The sequence below is a fragment of the Aminobacter sp. P4_H6_2 genome, from assembly GCF_056400805.1.
Map to the genome: position 1 here is coordinate 1 of NZ_JBFUKO010000297.1, position 6,745 is coordinate 6,745.

General features: G+C 61.4%; 9 protein-coding genes. 2 read left to right on the forward strand and 7 right to left on the reverse strand.

Going from position 1 to position 6,745, the window contains the following annotated elements:
* Window positions 1-254, forward strand: a 254-nt coding sequence (locus AC1DUU_RS19585; RefSeq protein ID WP_476785068.1) for an integrase core domain-containing protein, incomplete at its 5' end; no start/stop codon positions are given.
* Between the two features lie 195 nt (window positions 255-449).
* Here the strand turns inward: AC1DUU_RS19585 and AC1DUU_RS19590 are convergent.
* From AC1DUU_RS19590 to aztA, 6 genes are all read right to left on the reverse strand, one after another.
* Window positions 450-677, reverse strand: coding sequence for a type II toxin-antitoxin system Phd/YefM family antitoxin (locus AC1DUU_RS19590; protein WP_476785069.1), 228 nt, complete (start codon window positions 675-677; stop codon window positions 450-452).
* Between the two features lie 77 nt (window positions 678-754).
* Window positions 755-1,093: a protein tyrosine phosphatase family protein gene (locus tag AC1DUU_RS19595; RefSeq protein WP_476785070.1), complete on the reverse strand. Its 339-nt coding sequence runs from the start codon at window positions 1,091-1,093 to the stop codon at window positions 755-757.
* A gap of 127 nt (window positions 1,094-1,220) precedes the next feature.
* A complete protein-coding gene (gene aztD / locus AC1DUU_RS19600) occupies window positions 1,221-2,417 on the reverse strand; it encodes a zinc metallochaperone AztD (RefSeq protein WP_476785071.1) in 1,197 nt (398 codons plus the stop codon).
* Window positions 2,418-2,560: 143 nt separating this feature from the next.
* Entirely contained in the window at window positions 2,561-3,496 is a 936-nt protein-coding gene (aztC, locus tag AC1DUU_RS19605) for a zinc ABC transporter substrate-binding protein AztC (RefSeq protein ID WP_476785072.1), read from the reverse strand.
* A gap of 23 nt (window positions 3,497-3,519) precedes the next feature.
* On the reverse strand, window positions 3,520-4,386 hold the full coding sequence (gene aztB, locus AC1DUU_RS19610; protein ID WP_476785073.1) for a zinc ABC transporter permease AztB: 867 nt from the start codon (window positions 4,384-4,386) through the stop codon (window positions 3,520-3,522).
* An 8-nt stretch (window positions 4,387-4,394) separates the two neighbouring features.
* The gene (gene aztA / locus AC1DUU_RS19615; protein ID WP_476785074.1) at window positions 4,395-5,234 is read right to left on the reverse strand and encodes a zinc ABC transporter ATP-binding protein AztA; all 840 of its coding nucleotides are present in this window, start codon (window positions 5,232-5,234) and stop codon (window positions 4,395-4,397) included.
* A gap of 207 nt (window positions 5,235-5,441) precedes the next feature.
* On the opposite strand from aztA, the gene AC1DUU_RS19620 reads away from it, so the two are divergent.
* On the forward strand, window positions 5,442-5,786 hold the full coding sequence (locus tag AC1DUU_RS19620) for a RidA family protein (protein ID WP_109574489.1): 345 nt from the start codon (window positions 5,442-5,444) through the stop codon (window positions 5,784-5,786).
* Window positions 5,787-5,810: 24 nt separating this feature from the next.
* Here the strand turns inward: AC1DUU_RS19620 and hutC are convergent, their stop codons facing one another.
* A complete protein-coding gene (gene hutC, locus AC1DUU_RS19625; protein WP_476785075.1) occupies window positions 5,811-6,563 on the reverse strand; it encodes a histidine utilization repressor in 753 nt (250 codons plus the stop codon).
* Window positions 6,564-6,745: the final 182 nt, after the last annotated feature.

Here is a 6,745-nt window from a genome sequence, read left to right on the forward strand (position 1 = left end):
ACCCGTGGACCAACGGCCAGGTCGAGAGGATGAACCGGACCATTAAGGAGGCGACCGTTAGGCGTTTCTACTATGAGAGCCACGACCAACTCCGCCAGCACCTTGCCGACTTCGTCTTGGCCTACAACTTCGGCCGCAGGCTCAAGACCCTCAAAGGCCTCACGCCCTACGAATTCATCTGCAAGGCATGGCTTTCCCAGCCACAACGGTTCTCTCGCGACCCGCTCCAGCAAATGCCGGGACTAAACAACTAGGAAGCAGGAAGCCGAGATCGCTCGGCACATCCAGCTTGCCGATGCTCTGCTTGATTGCAATCTCCCAGACACTCGCAGCGCTCGCGTAGACGAGGGCTGATGAAGCTAGAACTTCCCTGTGCGCTCGCTTCAAGCGTGGATCATCGTTGATCGACCACAAAATGATATGCGTGTCAGCGAGGAAGGCCTCGCCGGTCACTTCATGTATTCCTTGAAATCGTCAAGAGGCGCGTCGAAGTCATCGGCCATCCAGATCTTGCCCTTGAGCGCACCGATCCGGGGAAGCAACTCCTGTTCCGGCTCCGGGGGCATGACACGGGCCACGGCCTTGCCGTGGCGTGTGACGACAAGCTCTTCGCCGGCTTCCGCCCGTTTGATGAGTTCGGAGAATTTGCCCTTGGCTTCGGCGACGGAAACATTCATCGGCGTGATCCTTATGACCATAATTTAGGTCACAACTGGTCTTCACGCAAACAGGCGTGCTCCCGTCGCCGTTCTGCTCAGCCCTTGCTTTGCTGGATCGCCATATAGAGGTTGGTGCAACGCGTGCCCGAGCGGCAGTAGGCGAACACCGGGCCGTCCATCTCGTCGAGCGCGTCGGCCATGTCGGCGACATTGTCGCCGGACATCTGGCCGCTGATGACAGGAATGTAGCGGAAGGCGAGGCCGGCGGCTTCGACCGCTGCCTTGACGCTGTCGGCGGAAGGCTGGCCGGGCTGCTCGTCGTCGGGCCTGTTGCAGATGACGCTCTTGAAGCCGGCGGCCTTGATGGCGGCAACCTCTTCCGGCGTGATCTGGCCGGAAACCGAGTAGTCATCGGTGATCTGGCGGTATTCCATGTTCGTCCTCGCGAGTTTTGTTTGCCACGCTTGCGGCTGGTCGGCGCCAGTCTTGCCACTGTCGAGCCCAGGGGGCAACTGTTGTTGCCCCTCGTGACATCGGAACCGAAGCCACTGGCCCCAAGCTTCAGTGTGTTTCGCCAGCACCGCCCACGGCAACGAGGTTGAACGGCTTGCCTTCGAGCGTGATGTCGTCGCCCTGCTTGAAGCTGTCGGCATCAACGATATGCAGCACGCTCTTGAGCGGGTCGGAAACCACGATCCGGCTGCCGGCGACAGCAATGCGCGGGCGCGGATCGCTCCAGTGGCCGTCCATGCTGTAGGGCTCTGTCAGCTTGAGCGAAGCATCGATCTTGCCCGCCACCACGTCGATCCGATGCAATTGGCCATCCTCGGTGAAAACATAGGCGAATTTCGCCCGAACCTGATCGACGGCAAAATGCACGCGGCGCGTCGGCAGATCGATCAGCCGGAAGGCGTCTTCGGATTTCGGATCGATCAGTACGACGGCGCTCGGGCCATAATTGCCAAGGAAATACTGAAGGCCGCGGCCGCCGACCAATGTCGTTGATTTTCCCTCGGGAAGACCGGCGTAAGGAAGCAGGTCGATCGCTGGCGCGCTTCCGCTTGATGAGGTGACAAGCAGGCCTTTGGCGCAAGCAATGGCCAGCAGATCGCCTGACGAGGCCTCACCATGCAGGTCGGGGCAGTCGTGGACATTGCCAACCGAGGCTCCGGCACGGTCGACCACGCGAATGCCGACCGGCAGCTCGTCCGGCTTTTGCTGGTTCGGCTCCGTAATCAGGACATGATCGCCAAGTGCCACGGCGACGCCGTGGTGCGGTGCTGCGGTCGCCACCTCGCGAATGGCCGGCCTACCCTCCAGAATGTCGGCTTCGCGGGTGACACGGGCCTTGCCTTCGCCATCGAAGAACAAGGCGATATCGCCATCATGGTCGACGAAATGTGAGGGCTTTTTGCCCTCGAACGCGACATCGAGCAATTTCGGCGCTTCGACGTGGATGTCGCCGTGATCGCCATGGTCGCCGAACGAAATGCCGCTCGACAGAACGGAGATCACATCGCCTTTGCCTTGCACGGCAAATACAGTGCGGCCACTGTCGGAACGGTAGAGACTGGACGGTGCTTTTACGTTGAATGTGTCGATCTTTGTGCCTGTTTCCATGTCGATGGCGTGGATGACCGGCGCGGCATGATCGGAGACGAAGAGCCGCCATGCGGTCTTTTCTTCGGCAAAGGCAGGAATGACGGAGATGCCGAGCAACATGGCAAGTCCCGACGTCGTGGCGAGCAGATGTTTCATGTTTTCCTCATAATGTTATTACATAACGGACTGGTTTGAAGAAAAAGGCGAGGTTTTTGCCCCCGCCTTGATTCAGGCTGGTTAATCGGACCCTTGCTCTGGGCTGGTGGCGACCGGCAGGGCCGATTGCAGGTCGAGGGCGATCAGCTACCGAGGATCGCGCCCTTGATGATGGCGATGTTGGCTTTCATCATGTCGATGTAGGTCGCAGCCGGGCCATCGGCCTTGGACAGCGCGTCGGAGTAGAGCGTGCCGCCGATTTTCACGCCGGTTTCGGCGGAAATCTGCTCTACCAGGCGCGGATTGGTGATGTTTTCAACAAAGATCGCCGAARCCTTGTCGCCGCGAACCTGCGAGATCAGAGCGGCCACATCGGCAGCCGATGCCTCCGCTTCGGTCGAAATGCCCTCGGGCGCCAGGAAAGTGATRCCATAGGCGTTTTCGAAATAGCCGAAGGCATCGTGCGAGGTGATGATGGTGCGCTTTTCCTCAGGGATCGAAGCAACCGCAGCCTTTACGTTGGCTTCGGCAGCGTCGAGCTTGGCCGTGTAGGAAGCGGCATTTGCCTTGTAGCTATCGCAGCCGGCGGCATCGGCGGTGCAAAAGGCATCGGCGATGTTATTCACATAGATCTTGGCGTTGGCGATCGACTGGAAGGCGTGCGGGTCGAGGTCGCCGTGGTTTTGATGACCGCCGCCCGCCTCTGCGGCATGCTCATGCTCTTCCTTCATCTTGATCGGCTCGACGCCCTTGGTCAGCTCGACCACCGAAGCCTTGGTCGCGCTCGCCTCGACAAGGCGCTGCAGGAAACCTTCGAATTGCAGGCCGTTGACCAGAACGACGTCGGCCTTCGACATCTTCACCGCGTCGGCAGGCGAGGGCTCGTAAACATGAGCGTCGCCGTCGGGACCGACCAGCGTGGTCAGATCGATGCGGTCGCCGCCGACATTCTGGGCGAAGTCGCCAATGATCGAGAAGCTCGCCACGACTTTCAGCGGCTCGGCAGAGGCTGAAGTCGCAGCGAAAGAAGTTAATGTTATAACGCTCATCAGCGAGGCGTAGCCAATTGTTCTGAGCATAGGTCTCTCCATGTTGACGTGGATCAGGCGGTGCGGTGGCGGTGGCGGCGAAGCTTGGTGTTGAAGACGCCGCGCGTGCCGAAAAGTATGGAAGTGAGGTAGATCGCACCTGCCGATAAGATGATCGCCGGGCCTGAGGGCAGCGAGGCGTGATAGGAAATGAGCAACCCGCTGACGCAGGATATCGCACCGAAGCCGAAGGCGAGCACGCACATCGGTTCGACGCGCGACGTCCAGAAGCGTGCGGCAGCAGCCGGCAGCATCATCAGGCCAACCGATAGCAGCGTGCCGAGCGCCTGGAAGCCGCCGACGAGGTTGAGCACGACAAGGCCGAGGAAGATGAAGTGCACTGGCGTGCCAAGTCGGCTGACCGAACGCAGGAATAGCGGGTCGAGGCATTCAGCGACCAGCGCGCGCCAGAAAACGGCAAGCGTCAGCAGCGTGATGCCCGAGATCAGCGCGATCAGGGTCAACGCGTCATTGTTGAGTGCGAGCACAGTGCCGAACAGCACATGCATCAGGTCGACGCTCGATCCGCGCAGCGACACGATCAAAACGCCGAGCGCCAGCGAAATCAAATAGAACGCTGCCATGGACGCGTCCTCGCGCTGCACGGTGAAGCGCGACACCGCACCAGCACCGAGCGCCACGATGACGCCGGCAATCAGCCCGCCGATGGTCATCGGCACGATCTGCAGGCCATAGAGCAGGAAGCCTGCGGCAGCACCGGGCAGGATGGCATGGGCCATGGCGTCGCCCGTCAGGCTCATGCGCCTAAGCATCAGGAACACGCCGACAGGGCATGAGCCCAGCGCCAGCAGCAGCGAACCGGCAAGCGCGCGCTGCATGAAGCCGAATTCGACAAAGGGGGCGATCAGGAAATCATACATGGCGAGGTTCACGCTGCCCGGGGGCCGGATTCATGGTCGGGACGATCATGGACCTCGCCGTGATCGTGATGGTGATGCTCGTCGTGAGTATGGGGATGCGCATGGGCATGGCCATCATCCGGCTCGCACCAGGGCGCATCGTCGTGCCAGGCCTCGTCGAAACGCCTAGCCTTGAGCAGGTTTTCCGGCCGTAGCGCTTCGAGTGTTTCGCCCCAGGCCACCGGCTGGCGCGCCAGCAGCAGCGTGTTGGGAAAATGGGCGCGCACCAGGTCGAGGTCGTGGGCGACAACCATCACCGTGCGGTTTTCGCCGTGCCAGCGCTTGATGAGTTTGATCAGGTCGCCGACGGTCTTGGCGTCGACCGCGTTGAACGGCTCGTCGAGCAGGATCAGGTCCGCGTCCTGCACCAGCACGCGGGCAAACAGCGCCCTTTGGAGCTGTCCGCCGGAGAGCGTGTCAAGCGCACGTTTTTCAAAACCTTCGAGGCCAACGGCCATCAGCGCCTTGGACACGGCTTCGCGGTCTTCGCGGCTGTAGCGGCCAAGCAGGCCGCGCTTGGGCCAAAGGCCAAGGGAGACGAGGTCCACGACACGGGCAGGAAAGCTGCGGTCGAGCTCCGATTGCTGCGGTAAATAGGCGACGCGCTTGCCTGGCGCTACCGTGCAGGCGCCGGCCATCGGCTTCAACACGCCGACAATCCCCTTCATCAGCGTGGATTTGCCCGAGCCATTGGCGCCCACGACAGCGGTCAGCGAGCCACTCCTGATCGAGCCATTGAGGTGATGCACCGCTGGATGGCTGCTGTAGCCCAGCGTCAGATCCTTGAATGTCAGGCAGGCGTCGGTCATCGGCTCATGGCTCAGCTGCGGCGAAGTCGTAATTGGATATGTGATGTTATTACATTAGTCAACGAGCGCGACCCGACAATCCGGTGGATTTATCTAGCAAATCCGGTGGGGCAGTGCGTCTGGCCTACGGAAATCCATCGTTGCGGCCTTGCGCCGGGGGGCAGGCAAAATCTAAGAAGGCGCCACCCCTAACGGAAGGAGACCACCATGAGCATTCGTCGTATCGATGTCGGCCCGCGCATGAGCCAGATCGTGATCCACAACAACACGGTTTACCTGGCTGGCCAGGTTGGAGCACCGGGCGAGAGCGTTGCCGCGCAGACCAAGGCCATCCTGGCCGAGATCGACGCCCTGCTGGCCAAGGCAGGCACGGACAAGACCAAGATCATCCAAGCGATCATCTGGCTGTCCGACATGTCGACCTTCGCCGAAATGAACTCGGTGTGGGACGGCTGGGTGCCGCAGGGCAACACGCCTGCGCGTGCTACCGGCGAAGCCAAGCTCGCAGGCCCGGAATACAAGGTCGAGATCATCATCACGGCCGCTGCGTAAAGCAGAATTACGGAATGGCCCGCTTCAGCTGTCTGACGGCGTGAAGCGGGCCACTACCGCGTGCGCATTCGCCGGATAGGTGAAGCGCACATGAGTGACGGGGCGCTCGGCGCTCCAGGTTCGCCTTTCGATGACAAGGCAAGGCGCGCCGGCTGCCAGATTCAGATCAGCAGCGATCTCGGCATCAGCAGCAGCGGCACGGATGACGTGCTCGGCCGCACTCCACGGCACCTGGCCGATCAGCCACGGCCCAGGCGCGGATTTGCGAAATTCTTCATCAGCTGCTTCTGGCACGGCGGCCAGATTGATCAGCCGGTCTTCAATGCAGAACGGCCGCACACCGGCGTAGTGCAGGCATTGCAGCGCCAGGACCAGGCTTGGGACTGACGCGCCCGGTCCGAGCCGCTCGCGGTCGAGCGATGTGGCCCGCCGCTTTGACTGCGAGATCAGCTCATAGCGGTAGGGCAGGCCAAGCGCCTCGACTTCGATGCGGATATCGTGGATTTCGAGCACGGCGGCCTGCGACTGTGGCCGGCGCACGAAGCTGCCTGACCTTCGCCTGCGCTCGATCAGCCCGGCCTTGGCGAGCTGCGAAAGCGCCTTGTTCACGGTCATGCGCGAGCAGCCATATTCTTCGGTCAATTCGTGCTCAAAGGGAATGCGGTAGCCGGGCTCCCATTCGCCCGAAACGATCCGGTCGCGGATATCGTTGAGGATGCGCTGGTAGAGCGATGTCGAGGCATCGCTGCTTACCGGCTCTTCAACAATCTCCGCCATCGAATCAGGCACCAGAATTTTCCTCAGTTACGCCGCCGTCAGTTCCATCATCACGTTGCGGAACCTAGCCGCAATAGCGTCGCGGCGGAAATGCGCGCCACCCGAAACGAGCTTGCGGCCGTGCACCCACACAGAGTCGACTTTGCCGCCCCGGGCGAAGATCCAGGCGTCCAGGATGGCGG

What these genes read in the sequence shown, in the direction of transcription:
- AC1DUU_RS19590 (WP_476785069.1), bottom strand. Translation starts at nt 677, where the DNA reads ATGAATGTTTCCGTCGCCGAAGCCAAGGGCAAATTCTCCGAACTCATC.
- AC1DUU_RS19595 (WP_476785070.1), bottom strand. Translation starts at nt 1,093, where the DNA reads ATGGAATACCGCCAGATCACCGATGACTACTCGGTTTCCGGCCAGATC.
- aztD (WP_476785071.1), bottom strand. Translation starts at nt 2,417, where the DNA reads ATGAAACATCTGCTCGCCACGACGTCGGGACTTGCCATGTTGCTCGGC.
- aztB (WP_476785073.1), bottom strand. Translation starts at nt 4,386, where the DNA reads ATGTATGATTTCCTGATCGCCCCCTTTGTCGAATTCGGCTTCATGCAG.
- aztA (WP_476785074.1), bottom strand. Translation starts at nt 5,234, where the DNA reads ATGACCGACGCCTGCCTGACATTCAAGGATCTGACGCTGGGCTACAGC.
- AC1DUU_RS19620 (WP_109574489.1), top strand. Translation starts at nt 5,442, where the DNA reads ATGAGCATTCGTCGTATCGATGTCGGCCCGCGCATGAGCCAGATCGTG.
- hutC (WP_476785075.1), bottom strand. Translation starts at nt 6,563, where the DNA reads ATGGCGGAGATTGTTGAAGAGCCGGTAAGCAGCGATGCCTCGACATCG.